This is a genomic window from Winogradskyella pulchriflava (assembly GCF_042434315.1).
GTDB classification, from domain to species: domain Bacteria; phylum Bacteroidota; class Bacteroidia; order Flavobacteriales; family Flavobacteriaceae; genus Winogradskyella; species Winogradskyella pulchriflava.
The window spans coordinates 105,407-129,172 of record NZ_JBHLTQ010000019.1 but is presented as its reverse complement, the minus strand read 5'-3'; the positions used below and the strand labels follow the sequence as shown (position 1 = coordinate 129,172).

Annotated in this window: 25 protein-coding genes; 12 read left to right on the top strand and 13 right to left on the bottom strand. The window is 33.1% G+C overall.

Annotated elements, in window-relative coordinates; genetic code table 11:
* Positions 1 to 6 precede the first annotated feature (6 nt).
* Positions 7 to 453, bottom strand: coding sequence for a HEAT repeat domain-containing protein (locus ACFFGA_RS15910; protein ID WP_386065597.1), 447 nt, complete (start codon positions 451 to 453; stop codon positions 7 to 9).
* A gap of 206 nt (positions 454 to 659) precedes the next feature.
* Between ACFFGA_RS15910 and ACFFGA_RS15905 the strand changes: the two genes are divergently transcribed.
* From ACFFGA_RS15905 to ACFFGA_RS15890, 4 genes are all read left to right on the top strand, one after another.
* Positions 660 to 1,196, top strand: coding sequence for a DUF6252 domain-containing protein (locus ACFFGA_RS15905; RefSeq protein WP_386065595.1), 537 nt, complete (start codon positions 660 to 662; stop codon positions 1,194 to 1,196).
* Positions 1,197 to 1,210: 14 nt separating this feature from the next.
* The gene (locus ACFFGA_RS15900; protein ID WP_386065593.1) at positions 1,211 to 3,088 is read left to right on the top strand and encodes an outer membrane protein assembly factor BamB family protein; all 1,878 of its coding nucleotides are present in this window, start codon (positions 1,211 to 1,213) and stop codon (positions 3,086 to 3,088) included.
* 209 nt (positions 3,089 to 3,297) lie between these two features.
* The gene (locus ACFFGA_RS15895; RefSeq protein WP_386065591.1) at positions 3,298 to 5,238 is read left to right on the top strand and encodes a tetratricopeptide repeat-containing sensor histidine kinase; all 1,941 of its coding nucleotides are present in this window, start codon (positions 3,298 to 3,300) and stop codon (positions 5,236 to 5,238) included.
* Positions 5,239 to 5,303: 65 nt separating this feature from the next.
* Entirely contained in the window at positions 5,304 to 5,954 is a 651-nt protein-coding gene (locus tag ACFFGA_RS15890; protein ID WP_386065589.1) for a response regulator, read from the top strand.
* On the opposite strand, the gene coaD is transcribed toward ACFFGA_RS15890, so the two are convergent.
* Together coaD and ACFFGA_RS15880 are read right to left on the bottom strand one after the other, a co-directional pair.
* The gene (gene coaD / locus ACFFGA_RS15885; RefSeq protein WP_386065587.1) at positions 5,947 to 6,402 is read right to left on the bottom strand and encodes a pantetheine-phosphate adenylyltransferase; all 456 of its coding nucleotides are present in this window, start codon (positions 6,400 to 6,402) and stop codon (positions 5,947 to 5,949) included. The genes ACFFGA_RS15890 and coaD overlap by 8 nt on opposite strands.
* A 101-nt stretch (positions 6,403 to 6,503) precedes the next feature.
* Positions 6,504 to 7,481, bottom strand: coding sequence for a D-alanine--D-alanine ligase (locus ACFFGA_RS15880; protein WP_386065585.1), 978 nt, complete (start codon positions 7,479 to 7,481; stop codon positions 6,504 to 6,506).
* Between the two features lie 208 nt (positions 7,482 to 7,689).
* On the opposite strand from ACFFGA_RS15880, the gene ACFFGA_RS15875 reads away from it, so the two are divergent.
* The 8 genes from ACFFGA_RS15875 to ACFFGA_RS15840 all read left to right on the top strand — a co-directional run bounded on the left by ACFFGA_RS15875 (position 7,690) and on the right by ACFFGA_RS15840 (position 13,711).
* Positions 7,690 to 8,241, top strand: a complete 552-nt coding sequence (locus ACFFGA_RS15875) for a PASTA domain-containing protein (RefSeq protein ID WP_386065583.1) — start codon at positions 7,690 to 7,692, stop codon at positions 8,239 to 8,241.
* A gap of 5 nt (positions 8,242 to 8,246) precedes the next feature.
* Positions 8,247 to 9,281: an RluA family pseudouridine synthase gene (locus tag ACFFGA_RS15870; RefSeq protein WP_386065581.1), complete on the top strand. Its 1,035-nt coding sequence runs from the start codon at positions 8,247 to 8,249 to the stop codon at positions 9,279 to 9,281.
* A 220-nt stretch (positions 9,282 to 9,501) separates the two neighbouring features.
* The gene (gene yaaA / locus ACFFGA_RS15865) at positions 9,502 to 10,260 is read left to right on the top strand and encodes a peroxide stress protein YaaA (protein ID WP_386065579.1); all 759 of its coding nucleotides are present in this window, start codon (positions 9,502 to 9,504) and stop codon (positions 10,258 to 10,260) included.
* Between the two features lie 30 nt (positions 10,261 to 10,290).
* The gene (locus ACFFGA_RS15860; RefSeq protein WP_386065577.1) at positions 10,291 to 10,944 is read left to right on the top strand and encodes a hypothetical protein; all 654 of its coding nucleotides are present in this window, start codon (positions 10,291 to 10,293) and stop codon (positions 10,942 to 10,944) included.
* Positions 10,945 to 11,104: 160 nt separating this feature from the next.
* The gene (locus ACFFGA_RS15855; RefSeq protein WP_386065575.1) at positions 11,105 to 11,794 is read left to right on the top strand and encodes a uracil-DNA glycosylase family protein; all 690 of its coding nucleotides are present in this window, start codon (positions 11,105 to 11,107) and stop codon (positions 11,792 to 11,794) included.
* A gap of 182 nt (positions 11,795 to 11,976) precedes the next feature.
* Positions 11,977 to 13,266: a DEAD/DEAH box helicase gene (locus tag ACFFGA_RS15850; RefSeq protein WP_386065573.1), complete on the top strand. Its 1,290-nt coding sequence runs from the start codon at positions 11,977 to 11,979 to the stop codon at positions 13,264 to 13,266.
* A gap of 3 nt (positions 13,267 to 13,269) precedes the next feature.
* Positions 13,270 to 13,485: a DUF6500 family protein gene (locus tag ACFFGA_RS15845; RefSeq protein WP_386065571.1), complete on the top strand. Its 216-nt coding sequence runs from the start codon at positions 13,270 to 13,272 to the stop codon at positions 13,483 to 13,485.
* 1 nt (position 13,486) lies between these two features.
* A complete protein-coding gene (locus tag ACFFGA_RS15840) occupies positions 13,487 to 13,711 on the top strand; it encodes a VF530 family protein (RefSeq protein WP_386065569.1) in 225 nt (74 codons plus the stop codon).
* Here the strand turns inward: ACFFGA_RS15840 and ACFFGA_RS15835 are convergent.
* From ACFFGA_RS15835 to ACFFGA_RS15790, 10 genes are all read right to left on the bottom strand, one after another.
* Positions 13,708 to 14,598, bottom strand: a complete 891-nt coding sequence (locus tag ACFFGA_RS15835) for a YitT family protein (protein WP_386065567.1) — start codon at positions 14,596 to 14,598, stop codon at positions 13,708 to 13,710. The genes ACFFGA_RS15840 and ACFFGA_RS15835 overlap by 4 nt on opposite strands.
* 101 nt (positions 14,599 to 14,699) lie before the next feature.
* Positions 14,700 to 15,128, bottom strand: coding sequence for an EF-hand domain-containing protein (locus tag ACFFGA_RS15830; protein ID WP_386065565.1), 429 nt, complete (start codon positions 15,126 to 15,128; stop codon positions 14,700 to 14,702).
* An 86-nt stretch (positions 15,129 to 15,214) separates the two neighbouring features.
* Positions 15,215 to 15,667 (bottom strand): tRNA (cytidine(34)-2'-O)-methyltransferase, encoded by a 453-nt coding sequence (locus ACFFGA_RS15825; RefSeq protein ID WP_386065563.1) that lies wholly within the window; start codon positions 15,665 to 15,667, stop codon positions 15,215 to 15,217.
* Positions 15,668 to 16,064: 397 nt separating this feature from the next.
* On the bottom strand, positions 16,065 to 16,826 hold the full coding sequence (gene trpA / locus ACFFGA_RS15820; RefSeq protein ID WP_386065561.1) for a tryptophan synthase subunit alpha: 762 nt from the start codon (positions 16,824 to 16,826) through the stop codon (positions 16,065 to 16,067).
* An 84-nt stretch (positions 16,827 to 16,910) separates the two neighbouring features.
* Positions 16,911 to 18,092: a tryptophan synthase subunit beta gene (trpB, locus tag ACFFGA_RS15815; protein ID WP_386065559.1), complete on the bottom strand. Its 1,182-nt coding sequence runs from the start codon at positions 18,090 to 18,092 to the stop codon at positions 16,911 to 16,913.
* 305 nt (positions 18,093 to 18,397) lie between these two features.
* Positions 18,398 to 19,012 carry a phosphoribosylanthranilate isomerase gene (locus ACFFGA_RS15810; protein WP_386065557.1) on the bottom strand — a complete coding sequence of 205 codons (615 nt, stop codon included), beginning with the start codon at positions 19,010 to 19,012 and terminating at the stop codon, positions 18,398 to 18,400.
* A 322-nt stretch (positions 19,013 to 19,334) separates the two neighbouring features.
* Positions 19,335 to 20,123, bottom strand: a complete 789-nt coding sequence (gene trpC / locus ACFFGA_RS15805) for an indole-3-glycerol phosphate synthase TrpC (RefSeq protein WP_386065555.1) — start codon at positions 20,121 to 20,123, stop codon at positions 19,335 to 19,337.
* 308 nt (positions 20,124 to 20,431) lie between these two features.
* Positions 20,432 to 21,427 (bottom strand): anthranilate phosphoribosyltransferase, encoded by a 996-nt coding sequence (trpD, locus tag ACFFGA_RS15800; protein WP_386065553.1) that lies wholly within the window; start codon positions 21,425 to 21,427, stop codon positions 20,432 to 20,434.
* Between the two features lie 90 nt (positions 21,428 to 21,517).
* On the bottom strand, positions 21,518 to 22,087 hold the full coding sequence (locus ACFFGA_RS15795; protein ID WP_386065551.1) for an anthranilate synthase component II: 570 nt from the start codon (positions 22,085 to 22,087) through the stop codon (positions 21,518 to 21,520).
* A gap of 201 nt (positions 22,088 to 22,288) precedes the next feature.
* Entirely contained in the window at positions 22,289 to 23,689 is a 1,401-nt protein-coding gene (locus tag ACFFGA_RS15790) for an anthranilate synthase component I family protein (RefSeq protein ID WP_386065549.1), read from the bottom strand.
* Positions 23,690 to 23,766: the final 77 nt, after the last annotated feature.

Below are 23,766 nucleotides of genomic sequence, written 5' to 3'. Positions count from 1 at the left end.
TAATACCTAGCGAATAGGTTTGTTAAGTTGTTCCTTAACCCGATCAAAAGATTTTTTACTGGCACGTTCCCAACGATAAATATTGTGCTTTTTAGGTTTTTTATTTTGTTCCTTTTCTTCTTTATCACGAAGTTCTTTAACCCAATTAAAGCGCTTTCTCGTTATTGAAATTACTAAATCATCAGAACAACCTAAAGTCTCAAGGGCATTTAGTGCTGCAATAGACACCTTTTGTATATTGTCGTTTATAGCATTGAGTAATACCGGAATGGATGACGGTTGTCCAACGAGCTCTAGTCCTTCTGCTGCAAGTTGACGCGTTTTATAATTACCGTGTTTTAAAGCGTATTCTAGTTTTGCAATAGCGTTAGTATCAATCCAATACTTAATTGCATTTTCAGAAGGCTGAATTAACTTCAGCCTAAAAAGCATGTATGTAAATTGATGTAACATAAAAACGAGAATGTTGTAATAATATGTAGGTAAAAAGCAGCTTTTGTTACAGGTTTTTCATGATATTTTGTTAGGATTTAAGTGTTATTCTCGAAGTAACTTATTGATATATAGGTATTTGTAAAAATATACGCAATTCATCGTATGGTTTGCCTTTATCTAATTGTTGAGATTTGTCGAAGTATTAACCAATAAATTAATTAACGATGAAAAAATTAAACCAAATCTTGTTACTGATAATGGTAGTGTCATTAGTAACTTTTAATTCATGTTCTAGCAGTGATGATGGAGGTAGTGGAGGTAGTGCGCCTTCAGGAACTTTAGTGGCTAAAGTAGATGGTGCAAATTACGAATCTTGGGAGATTTCGTCTTCTGCAACAATAGCTAATAATGGCCAGAATCTAATTATTATTGCTTCAAATAGTGATGGTAATGCTTTTGCATTCACAATTTGGGGTTACGAAGGTGTAGGTACTTATGATTTAGACGGTTCAGTAATATCAAATGTTAATGTAGCTTCTTATACAGAAACTGATGTGGATTTAAACAATCCTCAAAATTCTACAACCGAAATATGGCAGGCACCATATGATAATTCAATGGTAGGTTCTTTAAGTGTTTCTGAAGAAACCGACGATAAGGTAAAAGGTACGTTTGAGTTTACATGCAAAAACATTAATGGAGACCAATCTGTAAAAACAATAACAGATGGTTCCTTTAACTTAAATAAGCAAGTTCAATAAATAACTTTTTATTTATGAAAACGCTATTAACTCAAATAAATAAAGTAATGATGCTGACCCTCGTTTTGGGTGCAGCATCATTGTATGCTCAAAAAGCAGAATCACCAGATTTTAGTTTCGATTTAGGAGCTAAAATTAATGATATGACAATCACACAAAGTGGAACAGTGGTGGTAGCCACCAATGACGGTTTGGTGGGAATTAAACCAGGCTCTAATGAGTTGCTATTTAATTTTACGGATTATGGAAAAGTAAAACCAGAAGAATTAAATTATATACCACTATCTCCTTATGTAATGGTTGGTCAAACAGGTTTTGCAAACTTATCTTCCAAAAAGGCTGTTATAGATCATGTATCTGGTAAAGTGCTTTTTACAACAGAGTCTAAAAACTGGAAAAATGTATTTACTTGCGATGTTATGATGCCTCAAAACAAATTAGTAGTTAGCGGTTTTCAAAAGGGTGGTGGTAAAGCTGAAAATGTAACTCCTAAAGTTGCTGTTTATGACTTAGGAACCGGTGAGGAAGACTATTCATTTTTCTTATTAACACCTGGTAAAGTAACCATGAAACATTATGCTGTTACTGGGAAACCTTTGCTTTTAAAAGACAAATTGCTGATTCCTACAAGTCAAGGTATAATAGCAAAATCAAAAACAGGTGAAACGCTATGGGAAAATAAAGTAAAAAATGTTAATTGGATGACGAGTAACGAGACTGAGACCGATATATATGCTTTTGCTGCAACAACAAATGGTAAAAACACTAGAATCTATAAAATCAACGCTAACGGTACCGAGGCATGGGAAGACGAGCGTAAAGTAAAAGGAAGTGTTTCAAATTTTCAGATTTTATCTCAAGGGTTAGCGGTTGTTAGTGATGTGGCAGGTGGAAGTGGTGCTCTAGCTGCTAAATCAGAATCTAAAATTACAATGTTTAATGCGGCTAATGGAGAAGACCTCTGGGATAAAGCACCAAAAACAAAAGGTTATGTACAGCATTTTTATATCATGGAAGATGGTATCCTTTTTGGTATCCAATCAGGAGGTATCAACAAAATATCTTACGACGGAAATACTTTATTTAAAAAGCCATTAAAAACAGGTGAAAATATTTTGACCATGGCAGAAACGCCTCAAGGTCTTATTTACATTACTTCAGAAGATGCAAATATTGTAAATCTTAATTCTGGCGAACAAGTATGGGCAAAACCGTTAAAGTTTAAAAGAGCTACTACAGTAAGTTCTACCTTTGATGAAAAGAACAATAGATATTTAATCGCTGCAGATGAAAAGCTGTTTAGTATAGACGCAGATTCTGGTGCTTCAGAGCTATTAGTAGAAGCGGATTTTGAAGGCAAAGAAGATCCAACACATATTGAGGTAAGAGATGGAGGAATTCTATTAACTTCAGATCAGAACATGATGTTGCTTGATTGGGAAGGTAAAACTAATTGGCATGAGTATCATAGAGCTCCGGGAATAAGTGCTTTTGGTGCTATTTTAGCAGGTGTAACTGCTGTAGCATCAACAGGAATGGCTATGAGTGCAGCAGCAAGAGCAGGTGCTAATAAAAATTATTTAGGACAATATAATCAGTATGGTGCAGAGATGAAAAGAGCACAGGATATGTTTTCGGCTATAGGAACTGCTTCTTTTAATGAGTTGGCAAAACGTTTTAAGGCAACTTCAGCAACAGAAAATTCTCAATTTATTCTTACTAAGCTTGATGACGGTGTAGGATTAATTAAAATAAACAAAGATTCTGGTAATGTTGAAAAGGAGATTATCTTAAAGGATAAGAAACCTGAATATAAAGTTGATGAGTTTGGTGGTTATTTGTATTACAAACCAAATGATAAAACCATTTACGCCTATAACCTTAGCCAATAAATCTTGTTGTTGAGATTTGTTTCGATTAGGCGTAATCATTAAGCGATTACGCTTAATCTTTTGAAATAGTCCATTTATCGAAAAAAACCAAAATGAGTAAAAAATTGTTATATATTACATATGCTATTAATCAATTTTTGAAGAAGGCATCAGCGATATGTTCTGTTAAAGTTAACAGCATACCATTGATGCTTTTTTCTTTTTTTAGTATGAAAAAACACCTATTAATTTGCTTAGGCATATTACTCAGTTTCAATGCTTATTCTCAAAATCTTGATAGTTTACTAACCGTTGCTCGCCATACCAAGAATGATTCTGTAAAAATTAGAATGTTCAATAAGTTAGCCTTTAGTTATGTGTTTAACGACACTAAAAAAGCACTAGAGGTCATCAAAGAAGGTAAACAATATGCAAGGGAAGCCAATTTCAACTTCGGATTAACAGAGCTTGTCAACACTCATGGTATTTATATGGACATAACTGGGCAATCAGATTCTGCAGCTTTTTATTTTGAAAAAGCCCTGAAAATGAGTCAGGATTATGGGTTTAAGAATATAGAGTCCATGTGCATTAATAATCTAGGAATGTTTAATTGGAATAGAGGAAACTATGACAAAGCCTTAGATTATTTTTTTCAATCCTTAAAGATGGATGAAGCCTCAAAAAATGAAAGGTCAACATCGTCTTCACTTAATAATATTGGGCTAATTTACCAAGAAATGAACCTTAGTGAAAAAGCACTTCAATATCACAGAAAAGCATTAGAAGTAAGAGAAAAATACAATCAAGAAAATGAACAGATAGCTTCGTTAAATAATATTGGAATCAACCTAAAAGATTTAGGAAGAATTGATGAGGCAATTGCAACATACAAAAGAGGATTAGAGCTGGCAGAGCGTTTAAATAATAGAATAGACTATTATAAAATCTTAGACAATTTAGCTAATGCATACAACTCTAAAGGTGACATAAATTTGGCATTAGAGACCTATTTAAAAGCTCTAAAAAAGAAAGAAAATTATGATGGTGATGAAAGAGGAATGCTTTCAACCTACAACAACATTGCTACACTTTATAATGAAAAAAATTTACCAAAAGTAGCAAAGCGTTATGTAACCGAAGGATTTAATCTAGTTAAGAAATATCCTGAGATAGAGCTGATTTCTGCTGACCTTTACCTTACTGATGCCGAGAGTAATTATATGTTAGGAAATTTTAGTGAAGCCAGAAAGCAAAAGGCAATATATATAAAGCTTAAAGACTCAATTTTTTCAGAAAAAAATGCCCAAAAAATAGCAGATTTAGAAGTTAGGTACGAAACTGAAAAAAAAGAAAAAGAAATCTTAATACAACGCGCCGAAATAGCAGAGCAAGATTTAATAATTCAAAAGAGAGATTACCAATTGTTAGGCTTGGCTGCAATTGCCTTGATTTTGGGATTAATAGGTTATCTGTTTTTTAATCAGCAACGTCTTAAAAATCAACAATTACAAAAGGAAAACGAATTAAAGGACGCTTTGCTAAAGATTGAAACCCAAAACAAACTACAGGAGCAGCGTTTAAGAATTTCTAGAGATTTACACGATAATATTGGTGCGCAGCTCACTTTTATAATTTCTTCAATTGATAATTTAAAATATGGTTTTGATATAAAAGATGAGAAGTTAAACACTAAGTTAGACGCTATTAGCAACTTTACGTCTGGAACAATCTATGAGCTTAGAGATACAATTTGGGCCATGAATAAGGATAAAATTACTTTTGAAGATCTTGAAATAAGAATTTCTAACTTTATAGATAAAGCCAATTTAGCCTCTAGGAATATTAAGTTTCATTTTGCTGTTAATGAGACTGTCAATAAAGATATGTCGTTTTCTTCGGTGGAAGGAATGAACATTTACAGAATAATACAAGAAGCCATTAACAATGCTTTAAAATATGCAGATGCAACTAAAATAGATGTCAATATTTTTGTGCAAAACAATAATTTGGTTATACAAATAAAAGATAACGGTAATGGTTTTGATAAGAATACTGTAAAACTTGGTAACGGTATTAATAATATGAAAAAACGTGCTAATGAAATAAAAGGACAGCTAGACCTACATTCTATTATAGATGAAGGCACCACAGTAACCTTACAAATGTAAAATACGATAGTTTACGTATTTGTTTTTAAGACAAGAATTGCAAACTTTAGACTAAATTTAAGTCCATGAATATTAGAATAGCCATAGTAGATGATAATGCCTTCTTAATAAAAGCAGTAGAAGAAAAACTGTCTTTTTTTGAAGATTTAGAGGTAAGATATACGGCTATGAATGGTATGGATGCGCTCGAAAAGTTAGAAGAAAACAATAATATAGATTTAATCTTAATGGATATAGAAATGCCAGTAATGAATGGTATTGAAGCTACGGAGAAAGTAAAGCAAAAATATCCACACATTAAGATTATTATGCTGACTGTTTTTGATAATGACGAAAACATCTTTAACGCAATAAAAGCTGGTGCAGACGGCTATTTGTTGAAGGAGATAAATGCAGGTGATTTACACTCAGGAATTTTAGAAACCTTGAATGGTGGTGCAGCAATGAACCCTTCAATAGCCTTAAAAACCTTAAAGTTATTACGAAATCCTTTTGTAGCAGAAGGCAAACAAGAGATAGAAAACATTAAACTCACAGATCGCGAAGTAGATGTTTTAGAGCAGTTAAGTAAGGGTTTAAGCTATAATGCTATTGCAGATAACTTAATACTTTCCACAGGCACAATAAGAAAGCATATTGAAAATATTTACAGAAAACTTCAAGTGCACAATAAGTTAGAAGCTGTTCAAAAAGCCAGACGGAATAATATTATTTAACTCTAACACTATCAGGTACCAAAACCGTATAGTCACCATTATTTCTAATGACATCTCTAACAATTGAAGATGATATAAATGACGTTTTTGCAGCAGTTAAAAGGAATACCGTTTCAATTTTAGACAATTTTCTGTTGGTATGGGCAATGGCCTTTTCAAATTCAAAATCAGCAGGATTTCTTAGACCTCTCAAAATAAATTCCGCACCGATCTCTTTACAAAAATCTATCGTTAAGCCTGTGTAGGTCACAACCTTTACTTTTGGTTCGTTCTTAAAAGCCTCTTCAATAAACTGCTTTCTTTCTTCTAAAGAAAACATATATTTTTTATCGGCATTGATACCTATGGCTACAACAACTTCATCAAAAAGTTTGATGCCACGTTGTATAATATCAAAATGGCCATTAGTAATAGGATCAAACGAACCAGGGAAAAGTGCTTTTTTCATGTTTACTTTCTGCGATAGCAGAAATCTTTTAAATTAAACTCTAACAAAGATAAGAATTAAGAAATTGAGTAAACTATTCAAAAGTTGTAATTCAAAAATCATCACTTTTTGAATGCTTCTTCAATAGCATTACTAAACAAATCTTGTAAGCTTATGCCTGCTTCTCTAGCTTGTTGAGGTAAAATACTTTCTTTAGTTAAGCCAGGAACCGTATTAACTTCCAGTAAATAAGGTTCATCGTTTTTAAAGATAAACTCACTTCTAGAAAAGCCTGTCATACCTAATACGTCGTATATTTTTTTGGCAACAGTTTCTACTTTGGTTTTATAATCCTCAGTGAGCCTTGCAGGAGTGATTTCTTGAGATTTGCCTTCGTACTTAGCAGCATAATCAAAGAAATCATTTTCAGATACAATTTCGGTAATTGGTAAAACTTTGGTGTTTCCTTTGTATGAAATAACTCCAACGGAAACCTCAGTGCCATCCAAAAACTGTTCAATGATAATTTCGTTGTCCTCTTTAAAAGAGTTCTCAATAGCAGCTTGTAAATCTTCTTTTTTATAAACTTTAGAAATCCCAAAACTACTACCAGCTTTATTGGCTTTTACAAAACAAGGTAAGCCAACTTTAGCGACAATGGCATCTTCATTTATCTCATCGCCAAGATTTAAATAATAACTTTCGGCAGTTTTTATACCATAAGGTTTTAGAGTAGCAAGCAAATCACGCTTGTTAAAGGTTAAAGCAGCTTGGTACATACTACAACTTGTTTGTGGCATGCCTAATAATTCAAAATAACCTTGCATAAAACCATCTTCGCCAGGCGAACCGTGTATGGCATTAAAAACACAATCAAAAGTAATTTTTGTTTCGTTTACTAAAACCGAAAAGTCATTTTTGTCAACAGGAAACTCTTCATCCATAGTATTTACAAAAACCCACTTATCCTTAAAAATATGGATACGATAAGAATTGTACTTTTCCTTGTCTAAAGTTTCATATACGACGTTGCCGCTCTTTAGGGAAATCTGATACTCACTGGAGTAACCACCCATTATAATTGCAATATTTTTCTTCATTTATGCTAAACTTGCTTGTGCTGAATTTATATCAGTATTTTAAGTATCTACGCTATGTTTTTAGCGTGAGATATTTTAAACTCCATAGAGTAATGTAAATGTATAATTTATTTTCAACAAACTAAATGCAGTTTTGATACGTATTTTAATTTTGTGCCGTTATTATAACGTTATAATTTATTAGTTTTGTCAATCAATCAGTAAGCTTATGAGTTTAGTTAAATTTCTTACCAGTAAAGTGTTTTTTAAGCAATTAGCATTGGCCATTGTTGCCATTGTAGTATTATGCTTTATTATATTAAAATGGTTAGATATAACTACAAACCATGGCGAATTTGTTGTTGTGCCAGATTTAAAGGGTAAATCAATTGAAACCGTAAAGATTGAATTGGAGGACAATGATCTTCAAATGAAAATTCAAGATTCTGCAAACTATAATCCTAACTATCCAAAGTTTGCGGTTATAGAACAAAATCCAGAAGCAGGCTCTCAGGTTAAAGAAAATAGAAAAATATACCTTATACTTAATCCTTCGGGTTACCGTAAAGTTGAAGTGCCAAATATCCTAAAGCGTACTTTTAGACAAGCAAAACCACAGTTAGAAGCCTTAGAGTTTAAAGTAGGTGACATTACATATATAGATAACATTGGTAAAGATGTTGTTTTAGGAATGAAGCACGAAGGCAAAACATTAAAACCAGGTACATTGTTACCACTTACATCTACTATAGATTTGGTTTTAGGAAATGGAAAACGATAATAAGGATGCCAAATATTTTAGATAGTTCTGATCAGGAAGACGAACTTTATGAGCATTATGCTTTTAAGGTAGAAAAGGGTCAGCAACCACTCCGAATAGACAAATATTTAATGAATTTTGTTGAAAATGCTACACGCAATAAAATTCAGGCTGCAGCAAAAGATGGAAGCATTTTTGTAAACGGAAATGTAGTAAAGTCTAACTATAAAGTAAAGCCCAACGACCAAATTACTGTAAAGTTTGAGCATCCTCCGCACGAACATCTACTAGTTGCTGAAGATATTCCTATAACTGTTGTTTACGAAGATGATGACTTACTCGTTGTAGATAAACCTGCAGGTATGGTGGTGCATCCTGGTCATGGTAACTATTCAGGTACTTTAATAAATGCCTTAATTTATCATTTTGAAAACCTACCAAACAACTCCAGCAACAGACCAGGTTTGGTGCATCGTATAGATAAAGATACAAGTGGTTTATTGGTTGTTGCTAAGACCGAAGAAGCCATGGCACATTTATCCAATCAGTTTGCCGAAAAAACAAGCGAAAGAGAATATGTAGCATTAGTTTGGGGAAATATGACTGAAGACGAAGGCACTATTGAAGGTCATATAGGTCGTCATCCTAAAAACCGTTTACAGAACACAGTTTACGAAGGAGATGAAGCCTACAAAGGCAAACCAGCAGTAACGCATTACAAGGTTATAGAACGCTTAGGTTATGTAACTTTGGTAAGCTGTAAGCTCGAAACTGGTCGTACACACCAAATCCGTGTGCACATGAAGTACATTGGACATACACTTTTTAATGATGAGCGTTATGGTGGTGAAAAAATCTTAAAAGGCACCACGTTTACTAAATACAAGCAGTTTGTAGATAATTGCTTTAAAGTCTTGCCAAGACAAGCGTTGCACGCTAAAACCTTAGGTTTTGAACATCCAACAACTGGTAAGTTTTTAAGGTTCGAATCCGAAATACCAGAAGATATACAACAATGTATCGAAAAATGGAGGCATTACGCAAAACATCAAGACTCCTAAGGAACTATAATATCCTTTTTTTGTCATGCTGAATTTATTACAGCATCTAACACAGCATCCAAGTTCTAAATTCAGAAAGAAAGTTCATTTACTAAAGCGATATAGACTTTAATTATATCACTATCAAAAATTGTTTTCAATTCAATTTCAATCTATCTATTTAAGATTGTATTTTTGAGTTATAATTTTTCCCCTCTGGGGAAATCAAAAGGGGCTTTTTATGAAACTCGTACTATCACCAGCTAAGTCATTAGATTTTGAAACCAAACTGCCAACAACTAAAACGTCTGAAGGTTGTTTTTTAGCAGAAGCAGAACGTTTAAACAAACTGCTAAAAAAAAAATCTGCCAAAAGTTTATCAAAGCTTATGAGCATTTCAGATAACCTTGGGCAACTCAACTATGAGCGTAACCAAGAATGGCAATTACCGTTTACAAAAGACAATGCAAGGCAAGCCTTGTATGCCTTTAGTGGTGATGTCTATAGAGGAATCGATGCATATACTATTGATACTAAGAAACTCGATAAAGTACAAGATACAGTACGTATTATTTCAGGATTGTATGGTGTTTTAAAACCTTTGGATTTAATTCAGCCTTACCGACTAGAAATGGGAACCAAAATACCAGTAGGTAAAAACAAAAACCTTTATGAATTTTGGAAAAAGAAGGTAACACAAGCCTTAAATGATGAGTTAGAGGATGACGAACTTTTTCTAAACTTAGCAAGTAATGAGTATTTTAAAGCAATTGATACAAAAACGTTAAAAGTACCTGTAGTTACTGCAAATTTCAAGGACCTAAAAAATGGTGAATACAAAACCATAATGACGTATGCTAAATTAGCCAGAGGTTATATGACGCGTTATATTATAGATATAGACGCTAAAACTATTGATGATGTTAAAGGTTTTAACTATGAAGGCTACGGTTTTAGTGAAGACTTATCATCTGAAAACGAGTTGGTTTTTACTAGATAGTTTTTATATTTAAGGGTCTAATTATAATTCATGCATTATTACTTAATTGTTGCGCTTCAGGCTTTTTGTATTTATCATGTGTACAAAAACCATAAACCATATTATTGGTTCTTTTTAATTTTTTTCATTCCAGTTATTGGCTCTCTAATCTATATTATCACTCAGGTGTATAATAAGAATGATGCAGACAAAATTCAGAGTGAAATTACGTCTATTATCAATCCTACCAAGAAGATAAAGGATTTAGAAAGGAAGCTGGAATTTTCGGACACCTATGCTAATAGAGTAGAACTGGCTGATGCTTATGTGCAGAATAATGATATGCCAAATGCTATTTTAAATTATAAGAAAACCCTAGAAGATACAGATCAAAATGATTTATACGCCAGACAACAATTAGTACTATGCTATTTTCAGCTTAAGGATTATATAGGTGTTGTAGAACATGCTGAACAGATTATCAATAAATCAGAGTTTAAGGGTTCTAAACAGCAATTTTGCTATGGTTTGGCATTGAAAGAATTAGGAAAAATTGAAAAAGCCGAAACCGAATTAAAACAAATAGACAGACCATATTCTAACTATGAAGAGCGACTTGAATTGGCAAAATTCTATTTAGAAAATAACAGAACCTCTGAGGGTAAAGAGCTATTACAAGAAATTTCAGTAGAATCGCACACATGACAAAACCCAACAGACGTATCTATAGAACTACCATTGTTGAGGTTGAACGATTATTGAAAACATTATAGTTTGTCATTTCTATATGTCACACTGAGCGCAGTCGAAGTGTCTTGCTAAGGTTTACTTTTATTGAAGTAGTGTAGATTTCTACAACAAAGATATGTTCAAACACAAACATCCATACCAACCATTTATACAAAATAACACTAAAAAACTAATCGTTGGCACACTGCCACCACCACGATTTTCAACAGGTGAGTTATTAGAAAAAGATGTGGACTTCTGTTATGGAAGTTATTACAATTCGTTGTGGTTGTTTATAGATAAAATCCATAATCTCAATTTACGGTACGATAACTCTAATGAAGCTATTGACCAACGCAAAGCGTTTCTAATAAAACACAAAATTGGTGTTTGTGATATTGTAGAAAGCGCAGAACGCGAAAAAATTGATGCCTCAGACTTAGGTATGCAGAATATTAAACTGCGAGATGTGGTTGGGTATTTAAAACAATATCCAAGTATAGAAACCATTTTATTTACAGGAGGCAACAGCAAAAACGGACCAGAATATTTTTTTAGAAAACACTTAAAAGATTACAACCTAAAATTAGAATTGGTAAGTAATGAGGTGCCACGAATTCATGAATTCTCATTTCCCGTCATTGCGAGAGAAACGAAGCAATCTGACCAAACAAAACGAACCATAAAAACCGTATCTCTAACCTCAGGCTCTGGAGCAGCAAACATTTCAATAAGCAGATTACCATTATACAAACAACTCAAAGCTAAAGATCCAGAATTTAACACCTTTAATTTTAGAGTAATGCAGTATGCTGAGTTTTTTTGAAGAAGATCGTTTAACTTTAGTGATATGAGTCCGTTTTAATGACTTATATCAAACGTTAATCGAAGTTAATCGAAAATTTTCAGAAAGTCAACTAAATACAAGGTAACGAATAAATTAACACTACCTTTGCGGCTAAGAAAAATGACGCTATAAATTAGAAGGTCATTTGCCAAAAAATTTATATGTCATTTAAATCACTAGGCTTATCCGAGCCTTTACTAAAAGCCATTAGTAAAAAAGGATACGAAACACCTTCACCAATACAAGCCAAAGCCATTCCGCCAGTTTTAGAAGGTAAAGATGTCTTAGCTTCGGCACAGACAGGCACTGGGAAAACCGCAGGTTTTACACTGCCATTATTACACTTATTATCCGAAAATCCTAAACAGAAATTTAGACCCATAAGAGCTTTGATATTAACTCCTACACGTGAGTTAGCAGCGCAGGTTTATGCTAATGTTAAGGAATATAGCGAGTTTGTAAATTTAAAGAGTGCTGTTATTTTTGGTGGAGTCAACCAAAAACCACAAGTTGCTAAAATAAGACAAGGGATAGATATTATGGTGGCAACACCAGGCCGTTTAATCGATTTGGAAAGTCAAGGTGCATTATCTCTAAAACGTGTCGAAATCTTTGTGTTAGACGAAGCAGACCGTATGTTGGATATGGGTTTTTTACGCGATATAGAACGTGTAATGAAACTGATGCCAGACAAAAGACAGAACTTAATGTTCTCAGCGACCTTTTCTAAGGATATTAAAAAACTAGCGTATTCTATTCTTAATAATCCTGTTCAGGTTGAAGCAACTCCGGAGAATACAGCTGTAGAAATTATAGAACAAAAGGTATATCGTGTTGCTAAAGGCAAAAAAACGGATTTAATTATTAAGCTGATTTCTGATGGCAATTGGAAACAAGTTTTGGTTTTTACCAGAACCAAACACGGAGCTAATAAGTTATCCAAGAAAATGATAAGTGCAGGTATTTCTGCCGCTCCTATTCATGGTAATAAAAGCCAAGGTGCAAGAACAAAAGCTTTAGCTGGATTTAAAAATGGTTCTATTAGAGTGCTTGTTGCTACAGATATTGCGGCTCGTGGGTTGGATATTCCGTTGTTGCCACATGTTATAAATTTTGAATTGCCTAATATTTCTGAAGACTACGTGCATAGAATTGGTAGAACAGGTAGAGCAGGAGCAAGTGGCCAAGCCATTTCTTTGGTAAGTGCAGATGAAACTACATTTTTGCGAGATATTGAAAAGCTCATCGATATGAAAATTGAGGTTGAAATCCTTGAAGGTTTTGAACCCGACCCTAATGCTTCAACTGAACCGATAAAACCAGGTCAGAATAGAAATAGAAACCAAAGTCGTAGTGGAAACTCTAATTCTAGAAACGCTAAGAGTAAAACTTCAAACCGAAATAGAAATAGAAATCGAAATCGAAGACGAAATTCTGATAATAGAAATTAAGTAATGACTCCAAGTTTAAAAACTAAAATCCTAGAAGTTTGCGATAAGAAAATTACGCAAAAAGGAACTAATGTTGGTATCTCTTTTTATGCCTTTTTCAAAAATAAAAATGATAATCCTGAGTTATTAATGGAAGCTGCTACTTGGTGGATACAAACACACAAGCTAGATCATTTTGAAAAGGCAGTAAAGATTAAAGCATTAGTTAAAAACTTATAGTTTGTCAACCCAACCCAACAATCCATTACACGGAGTAAAATTAGAACAGATTATTACTGAGCTGCAAGCCCATTATGGATGGGAATATATGGGCTACGAGATAAACATTAGATGTTTTACTCATGACCCTTCTGTAAAATCGAGTTTAAAATTTTTAAGACGTACACCTTGGGCAAGAACCAAGGTTGAAAACATGTATTTGAATATGTTAAAGAAACGGCATTAAATCTTGGGTAATATCTTGTTTTTCTTTTTGTCTAAATAATGTCGTAGCACACCACCTTTTACTGAATTAACATCAAACTCAATTATAAAGGCATTTTCATCAATACGGTCAATAATTCTATGCATTTTTTTAATATCGATACGGTTAATAACGGTGTGTATAATATCAAAATCTTCTTGTTCTCCCTTACTGCCAAAACCTTTAGACCCTTTATAGGTTGTTAAACCTGCTCCGAGATCTTTCATAATGGCAAGTTTTATGGTTCTATATTCTTTTGAGACAATAGTAACACCAATAAAATCCTCAAAACCCTCAATAACCAAATCGGTGACTTTTGCCGTAACGATATAAGTGAGAATAGAGTAGAGGGCAACTTCTGTAGAAATGACCCAAGCCGTAATACTAAAAAGAATAATATTGAAGAATAGAATCACTTGGCCAATGCTGATGCCAAATTTATCATTGATGTAAATACCTAAAATTTCAGAACCATCAAGAACAGAACCGTTTCTTATTGAAATTCCGATGCCAGCTCCCAAAAACAAACCACCAAATATTGAGATAAGCAGTTTATCATTGGTTACAGTTTCAAAAGTTTCATAATGTATAAAGAGTGCTAAGCCTATAATACTGAGGATGGATTTTATAACTATGGATTTTGATACGGTAAAGTATCCTAAAATTAAAAACGGAATACTAAAAAGAACTAATAAAACCGAAATGTCAATATCAAACTGACTGCCTACCAAAAGCGCCATCCCTGTGACACCTCCATCTAAAAAACCATTGGGTAGCAAAAATACTTTTAGACCTATACTAGCAAGCGTAATTCCAAATACGATTTGTAAAAATTCCGAAAAAAAGTTATAAGTTTTAGAGTGCTTCACAGGTTTTGTTTTCTTTCTTGAAAAGTTACAAAACGAAAACCATTTACGTGGGTTTTAATCCAAAAAAAAATCCTCTAGAAACTCTAGAGGATATATTTTGCTTAATCTTTCTTATTACGAGGTCTTGGCTTACGCTCTTTTCTTTGTTTTTCACTTTTCTCAAAAAATGCTTCGTATTCAGAAAAGTCGATACTTCCATCTGCGTTAGCATCCATTTTTTCAAAGCGTTGCTTTAAACGTTCTTCTTTAGATGGTTTTGTTCTTGTTTTAAATTCCTCTAAAGATAATGCACCATTAGCATCTTTGTCTAAAGCCTTAAAATGAGCATCTGCGGCTTCTGTGTCACCTTTTCGAGAACGTTTAGCTTTAAACTCCTCTAAGGACAATGAACCGTTTGCATCTGCATCAAGTTTTTTAAATACCTCTTCTGGATTAGCTTTTTTCTTCTCTTTTCTTTCTTGTGCAGTTACAAATGAAATTGAACATATTGCAACTACTAATAAACTAAATTTTAATGTTTTTGAAATCATAATTTTGTGTGTTTTTAATTAACGAACACTACTATGACTTTTTCGTTTTAATTAGGTTTAAAGGGTAAATCGTTTTTGTGAAAATATTAACTAAGTTGTCGTAAACCTTCATAGACAATAATACTTACAGCATTGGCAAGATTAAGGCTCCTAATTTCTGTACTATATAGTGGAATTTTAAAAAGTTGATCTTGGTGCTTTTCTATTAATCGTTTTGGTAAGCCTACAGATTCTTTTCCGAATACTAAGAACATATCATTTTCAAAGGTTATGTCCCAATGCGATTGTTTACCATGGCTTGATAAGAATACCATTTTGGCATCCTTATTTTTCGTGAAGAAATCATTTATGGAATCATAATAGATAACTTCTAAATGCTGCCAATAATCTAAGCCAGCACGTTTAAGGCGTTTATCATCAATTTCAAAACCAAAGGGTTTTACCAAATGTAGGCGAGAGCCTGTTGCTAATGCTAAACGACCAATGTTACCAGTGTTGTTTGGAATTTCGGGTTCTATAAGGACTATGTTAAGAGGCATTTTTTAAAGCTATTATTTTTTTATGAATTCAATAGTACTAAAAGCTATTAAATGTGAAATACCAGAGAATAGTATAAGTATAAATTGATTTTCTTGGAAAATGGGATAAATATTTTTTGGATCTCCATCTGTATTTAAAAAAAATAAGAAGATAATAGAAGTTAAAATTATCGATAATAAGTGATAAATATAATTTGGCACTTTTTTACCTTTATAGGATTCGCAAAATAATAATATCAGTACGATTAGGAATGATGGTATATTTATGATCATCCATATCAATAAATAAAGTAGATAGCCATTAAAGTCGCCATATATTAGAGCATAAATCAATGGAAAGCATAATAGATATATAATTGAGAATAATAGAATATGCCAATCCTTTGTAACTCTCATTCTATAAAATAGTATTTACAAAGGTACCAATGCTATCAATCCCTTCATTAGTAACATGCTTTACAAATGCACTTCCTATAATTGCTCCTTTAGCATATTTTGTGGCTTGTGTAAAGGTCTCATTGTTTGAAATTCCAAAACCTACAATTTGAGGGTTTTTAAGATTCATATTAGCTATGCGTTCAAAGTATTCCGTTTGTTCATTTCCAAAACCTACTTTTGCTCCTGTTGTACTGGCAGAACTTACCATATAAATAAAACCATTAGATACAGAATCTATATAACGAATTCTTTCATCAGAAGTTTGTGGTGTTATTAGAAATACATTGATTAAACCATAGGCTTCAAAAATGGCTTTGTACTGTTCGTTATAGACATCTACAGGTAAGTCTGGAATTATTAAGCCATCGATACCAACCTCCTGGCATATTTTGCAAAAATTCTCAATGCCATATTGTAGCATTGGATTAAAATAACCCATTATAATTAACGGAATAGATACAGTTTGTCTGATGTCTTTAAGTTGCTCAAAGAGTTTTTCTGTAGTCATTCCATTTTTTAGAGCAGCTGTAGAACTAGCTTGTATCGTTGGACCATCAGCTAAAGGGTCACTGAATGGTAAACCTATTTCTATCATATCTACACCATTTTTTTCTAGATTTTTAATGATAGTTGCAGTATCATTAATTGCTGGGTAACCTGCTGTAAAATATATGGATAGAATTTTTTTGTCTTCTTTTAGTTTTTGATTTATTCTGTTCATAACATGCCTGCGTAGGCAGGTATCTTTTTAATTAAACTTTAATTTCTAATTTATAAGATGCTGAAACAAGTTCAGCATGACGTTTTATAATTTAAAATAATCAATATAGTTCTGTAAATCTTTATCTCCTCGACCTGATAAGCTAATCACAACTACATCATCTGGCTTAAAAGTCTTATGTGCAAAAATAGCTAAGGCATGTGAGCTTTCAATAGCAGGAATAATACCTTCTAACTTTGATAACTCTAAGCCAGCTAACATAGCTTCATTATCTGTGGCTGAATAAAATTCACCACGACCAGTTTTATATAAGTGCGAATGTAAAGGACCAACTCCTGGATAATCCAATCCTGCTGAAATGGAATAAGGCTCAGTAATTTGTCCGTCTTTGGTTTGCATTAATAGCGTTTTACATCCATGAATGATACCTTCTTTTCCTAAAACAGAAGTAGCTGCACTTTCACCAGAATGAATCCCTTTTCCTGCAGCTTCTACAGCAATAATACCAACATCTTTATTGTCTAAAAAATGATAGTAAGTGCCTGCAGCATTACTGCCTCCACCAATACAGGCAACAACATAGTCAGGATTTTCCTTACCTTCTTTTTCTTTGAGTTGCCACTTTATTTCTTCTGATATTATAGACTGAAATCTTGTTACCATATCTGGATATGGATGAGGTCCAATGGCAGAGCCAATAATATAATGTGTATTTACTGGATTGTTAATCCAATCTCTAATAGCTTCATTGGTGGCATCTTTTAAAGTCCTACTACCCGATAATGCTGGTCGTACTTCTGCACCGAGCATTTTCATTCGTGCTACGTTTGGTGCTTGTCGGGCAATGTCAATTTCTCCCATATAAACAATACACTCAATGCCCATTAATGCGCAAACGGTTGCTGTAGCTACACCATGTTGACCAGCTCCTGTTTCGGCTATAATTCTGGTTTTGCCAAGACGTTTTGCCATAAGGATTTGACCGATGGTATTATTGACTTTATGAGCGCCAGTATGGTTTAAATCTTCGCGTTTTAGATAAACTTTTGTATTATACTTTTCTGAAAGGCGTTTGGCAAAATAGAGTGGTGATGGTCTGCCTACGTAATCTTTGAGTAGTTGATGAAACTCTTTTTGAAACGATGGTTCTGCCATTACTTTTAAATAGTTTTGGCGCAGTTCTTCAACGTTTGGATATAGCATTTCTGGAATGTATGCTCCACCAAATTCTCCGTAATAGCCTTTGTTGTTGATGTTGTAGCTCATGATTTTATCATTCCTGCGCAGGCAGGAATCTATTTTAGTTTTACTTAAATTTTTACTTTCTGTTCATTTTGTCTTGAAACAAAACGAACCAAAAGTTCAAAACGATTTATAGGAAATTGCTAAAGCACCATTCGCTTTCAAAGCTACAGGCTTGAAGCTACGCTTCGCAGTTCCGCTTTTTCGCTCTTTATTTCTGAAAATCGTTGATTCCGACGCTGTCGGAACTCGGGACTTTCATTTTTGTTGTTTTTATTTCTTGTCTAAATCTTCTAATCTTTTTATTTTCAACGCATAGTAACTGAATACTATTTATATAATTCAGTCTTAAACTTTTCTAAGTCTTCAATATTTTTCAATCCAGGTTCAATTTCAAATTTACTGTTCACGTCTATGGCATGACAATATTTAGATTCCTGCTTACTCAGGAATGATAGGATACTTTCAGTTTCATTTAATCCAATACCTCCACTTAGAAAGTATGGTTTGGTTGATGGATAATTGTTTAGAACATTCCAATTAAAAGTATAACCGTTGCCTCCTGGTAATTTTCCTTTAGTGTCAAAAAGAAAGTAATCTACTACGTCTTCATAATCTTTTAGAATACTAAAATCGAATTCATTTTTAATAGAAAACACCTTTATGATTTCCTTTCTAGTGGTTTTTAATAGACGACAAACTTCTGGTGATTCATGACCGTGAAGTTGTATTGCATCTAGTTGATGTTTTTCAATATGATTAACTATAACTTCTACTTTTTCATCTACAAAAACACCTACTTTTTTAATGCCTTTTGGTAATTTTGTAATAGTACCTTCAAAATTTCTTGGTGATTTGTCATAAAATATAAAGCCAAGATAATCTGGTTGCAATTGTGCAACTTCAGAGGTATTATATTTCATGCCGCAGATTTTTAGTTTCATCTATTCTCGCGAAAGCGGGAATCTCACCTCGCTTCTTTTTTTGTCATTCCTGCGTCCGCTTGTCGCCTTAGTTTTAGCGGAAAAGCAAGGCAGGAATCTATTTTGTTAATTCTTTTTCTATTCATTTTGTCTTGAAACAAAACGAATCAAAAATTCAAAACGATTTGTTAGGAAATTGCTAAAGCACCATTCGCTTTCAAAGCTACATGCCTGAAGCTTCGCTTCGCAGTTCCGCTTTTTCGCTCTTTATTTCTGAAAATCGTTGTTTCCGACTTTGTCGGAATTTCAAGTTTAATTCATAATTTATTTTTCAATAATATTACTAGTCTTTATTTAATTTTCCGATAAAACCCTTAGCACTTTCACCAGGATTGTTTGTCTTCATAAAGTTTTCACCAATCAGAAAACCTTTGTAACCATAAGGTTGTAATTCTTTTATGGATTCAATTGAGCTGATACCGCTTTCAGAAACTTTTATAAACTCATCTGGTATCTGCTGACTTAATGTTTTTGAAATTTCTAAACTAACTTCGAAAGTTTTAAGATTTCTATTATTTACACCGAGCATATCTATGCTTGGCATAATCGATTTTTGTAATTCTTCTTGGTTGTGAACTTCTAATAAGACATCAAGATTTAAACTTTTTGCTAATTCTGAATACTGCTTTATTTCTTCCTTAGTTAGGATTGCTGCAATGAGCAAAATAACATCAGCTCCATAAGCTTTTGCTTCTACTATCTGATAAGTGTCAATTATAAACTCTTTTCTTAATAGTGGTAGGTTGCAACTAGCTCTAGCTAAGATTAGATCATCTAAAGATCCACCAAAATATTTATTATCTGTTAATACAGACATACCACTTACTCCAGCATTTTCATAGCCAATGGCAACATCCTGGACATTAAGATTTTGGTTAATTACAGACTTAGATGGTGAACGCCTCTTGTGCTCAGCTATAATTCCGGATAAGCTTTGCTTTAAATTATTGGCGAGTGAATTTGTTTCACTATTAAAAAGCACTGATGCTTCAAGTTGAGCAAAAGGTATAATAGATTTTTTTAAATCAACTTCCTTGCGTTTATCTCTTACTATTTTATCTAAAATGTTCATATTCATTTCCTGCGCACGCAGGAATCTTTTGTTATACTTTTTCTCTTATTCATTTTGTCTTGAAACACTATTAAATGAAAATTGTCCGGTGGACATTTTTTTTTAATACTAAACCAAAAATTCAAAACGATTTATTAGGAAATTGCTAAAGCACCATTCGCTTTCAAAGCTGCATGCTTGAAGCTGCGCTTCGCAGTTCCGCTTCTTCGCTCTTTATTTCTGAAAATCGTTGATTCCGACGCTGTCGGAAGTTGGGATTTTAATTTTTATTATTTTCATTTATTATTTCAATTATTTCTAGTTTTTTGCTAACTGCTGCTTAATTCAATTAGTTTATCTAAACTTTCTTTTGCTTTTCCACTTAATAGTGACTCTTTAGCCAACTCAAAACCTTCTTTATGAGAAATCTGCTTAGCAGTTGCTATTGCCAAACCTGCATTGGCACAAACCACATTATTTTGAGCATTAGTTCCTTCTCCTTTTATAATATTTTGAAACAATTTAGCAGCTTCTTTGACTGTGTTTCCGCCAAAAATTGAAGATGCTTCTATTTGATTAACACCTAAATCTTCCGGTGCAAATAGGGTTTCTGAGGTGTTGGATATAACTTTTGTTTTTCCTGTTAATGAGATTTCATCATAACCGTCTAAGGCATGTACAACAGCATAATTTTTATCGGTTTCTTGATATAAATAACCATAAAGTCTTAGTAGTTCAAGATTAAAAACACCTACCATCTGATTTTTAGGAAATGCTGGATTTACCATTGGGCCTAACATGTTAAAAAAGGTTTTTACTCCTAGTTCTTTACGAATTGGTGCCACATTTTTCATTGCTGGATGAAAAAGAGGTGCGTGTAAAACACAGATGCCAGTTTCATCTATACTGCGCTTTAAAAAGTCCATATCATTAGTGAATTTAATACCTAGATATTCCATAACATTTGATGAGCCACAGGTAGAGGAAACACCGTAATTGCCATGTTTAGTAACATTAATACCTGCGCCAGCTGTGACAAAAGACGATAAAGTTGATATATTAAACGTATCCTTACCATCACCTCCTGTACCACATAAATCTATGGTATTGTAGCCTTCTAAATTTACAGGAATGCAAAGTTCTAATAGTGCATCTCTAAAACCACGTAATTCCTCAATGGTGATGCTTCGCATCATATAAACCGTAAGAAATGATGCTATTTGACTTTGATTGTACTTGCCCAGTGATATGTTTACTAATACATCTTTAGCTTCCTCGCTAGAGATGCTTTCTTGATTTATTAATCTGTTTAATAGTTGTTTCATATTAGTTATTCCTGCGAAATCAGGACTTTAATATTTTTTTTATTTATGTATTAATTCTAGTTATAATCATTCTTTGCTAACTGATAGCCACTAACTATTCACCCAATTCTCTAAAATCATTTTACCATTTGGTGTTAACACCGATTCAGGATGGTACTGTACTCCTTTTACATCATATTCTTTATGTCTTAAAGACATTATTTGACCATTCTCATCAAACGAGGTAACTTCTAAACTATTTGGTAAGTCGTCTTTATTTACAACCCAAGAGTGATAACGACCAACTTCAAAAGTCTTTTCTAATCCTTTAAAAAGAATTTCATCATCTACTGTAAGTGTTACATTGGTGGCGACACCATGATATACATTGTCTAAGTTGTCTAGTTTGCCACCAAAGACTTCTCCTATAGCTTGTAAACCAAGGCAAACACCTAGAATACTTTTAGAAGATGCGTAGGTTTCTATAATCTCTTTTAATAGACCAGCCTCTTCTGGAATTCCTGGGCCTGGTGACAGTACAATTTTATTGAAGGCATCGACTTCTTCTAATGAAAGTTTGTCGTTTCGTTTTACTGTAACCTCACAATCTAAATCTTCTAAATAGTGGACTAGATTGTAGGTAAAACTGTCGTAATTATCTATAACTAATACTTTTTTCATGTTTACTTCCTGTGTATGTAGGAATCTTATTAATTAAACTTGTCTTTTTTTGTTTTAATTCTAAAATCTATTTTTCACTAATCACTAATCACTAATCACTAATCACTAATCACTAATCACTAATCACTAATCACTAATCACTAATCACTAATCACTAATCACTAATCACTAATCACTAATCACTAATCACTAATCACTAACTCATATCTCTTTCGCCAATTCAATAGCTTTTGTTAAAGCTCCAAGCTTATTATAAACTTCTTGTAATTCACTTTCTGGATTAGATTTTGAGACTAAACCTGCTCCTGCTTGCCAAAAAAGTTTATGATTTTTGCTTAAAAAAGTCCTTATCATTATGGCTTGATTAAAATTACCTTCAAAATCCATAAACCCAATTGCACCACCATAATAGCCTCTACTTGTTTTTTCATATTTTTCTATAAGTTGCATAGCCATATGCTTTGGAGCTCCACTTAAAGTACCAGCAGGAAATGTATCTGCAACGACTTGCATGGTATCTGTATTTTTATCTACTGTGCCTGTAACTTTACTAACCAAGTGGATAACGTGGGAGAAAAATTGCACTTCTCTATAATTTTCAACAGTAACATTACTTCCATGTCTGCTTAAATCATTTCTAGCTAAATCCACTAGCATTACATGTTCACTATTTTCTTTGTCATCGGCTATTAATTTCTCTGCTAATTCAGCGTCTTTTAGATCATTGCCTGTACGCTTAAATGTGCCTGCAATGGGATGAATTTCTGCCTTGCCATCTTTTACAATTAACTGTGCTTCTGGGGAACTACCGAAAATTTTAAAATTGCCATAATCAAAATAAAATAGGTAAGGTGAAGGGTTAATACTTCTCAATGCTCTGTAAACATTAAATTCGTCTCCACTAAATTCTTGTGAGAACTGTTTAGAAAGCACTAATTGAAAAACATCTCCTCTAGCACAATGTTTTTTGGCAAGCTCAACATGACTTTTGTATTCTTCATCTGTAAGATTTGAGTCTATAGCACCTTTAGTGTTAAAGTCGTATGATGCGTATTGTCTGGTTTGTATAAGTTGCAGGATTTCGTCAATGTTATTTTCGGTATCAAAGCAGTGTGCAAAAATGTAGGCTTCATTTTTAAAGTGGTTTATAGCTATGATATTTTGATATACTGCGTAGTATATATCTGGAATATTTACTGAATTCTCTTTTTTAGAAATTGTAATATCCTCAAAATATTTTACCGCATCATAAGCCGTATAACCAAATATTCCATTGTAGATAAATTTAAAATCTTCATTGGATTCTACCTTAAAACGTTGTGTGAATTTGTGAATTTCTTCAACAACACCAACTGTGTTTGTATAGTTGTTTTTAGAACTGCCATCAGGATAGTTTTGTGAAATAACACCATCCTTAACACTTATTGAAGCTATAGGGTTGCAACAGATATAGGAGAAACTATTATCGTTCGCATGGTAATCACTACTCTCTAATAAAATACTATTAGGAAATTTATCTCTAATTTTAAGATAGATGCTAACAGGAGTTATAGTGTCTGCTAGGATTTTTTTATAATGCGTATATAAACTAAAAGTTTTCATTTTATGCTGAATTTACTTGTGCTGAATTTATTTCAGTATTTCAGTATCTTTTTATTAGTACCTTAATTATTATATTC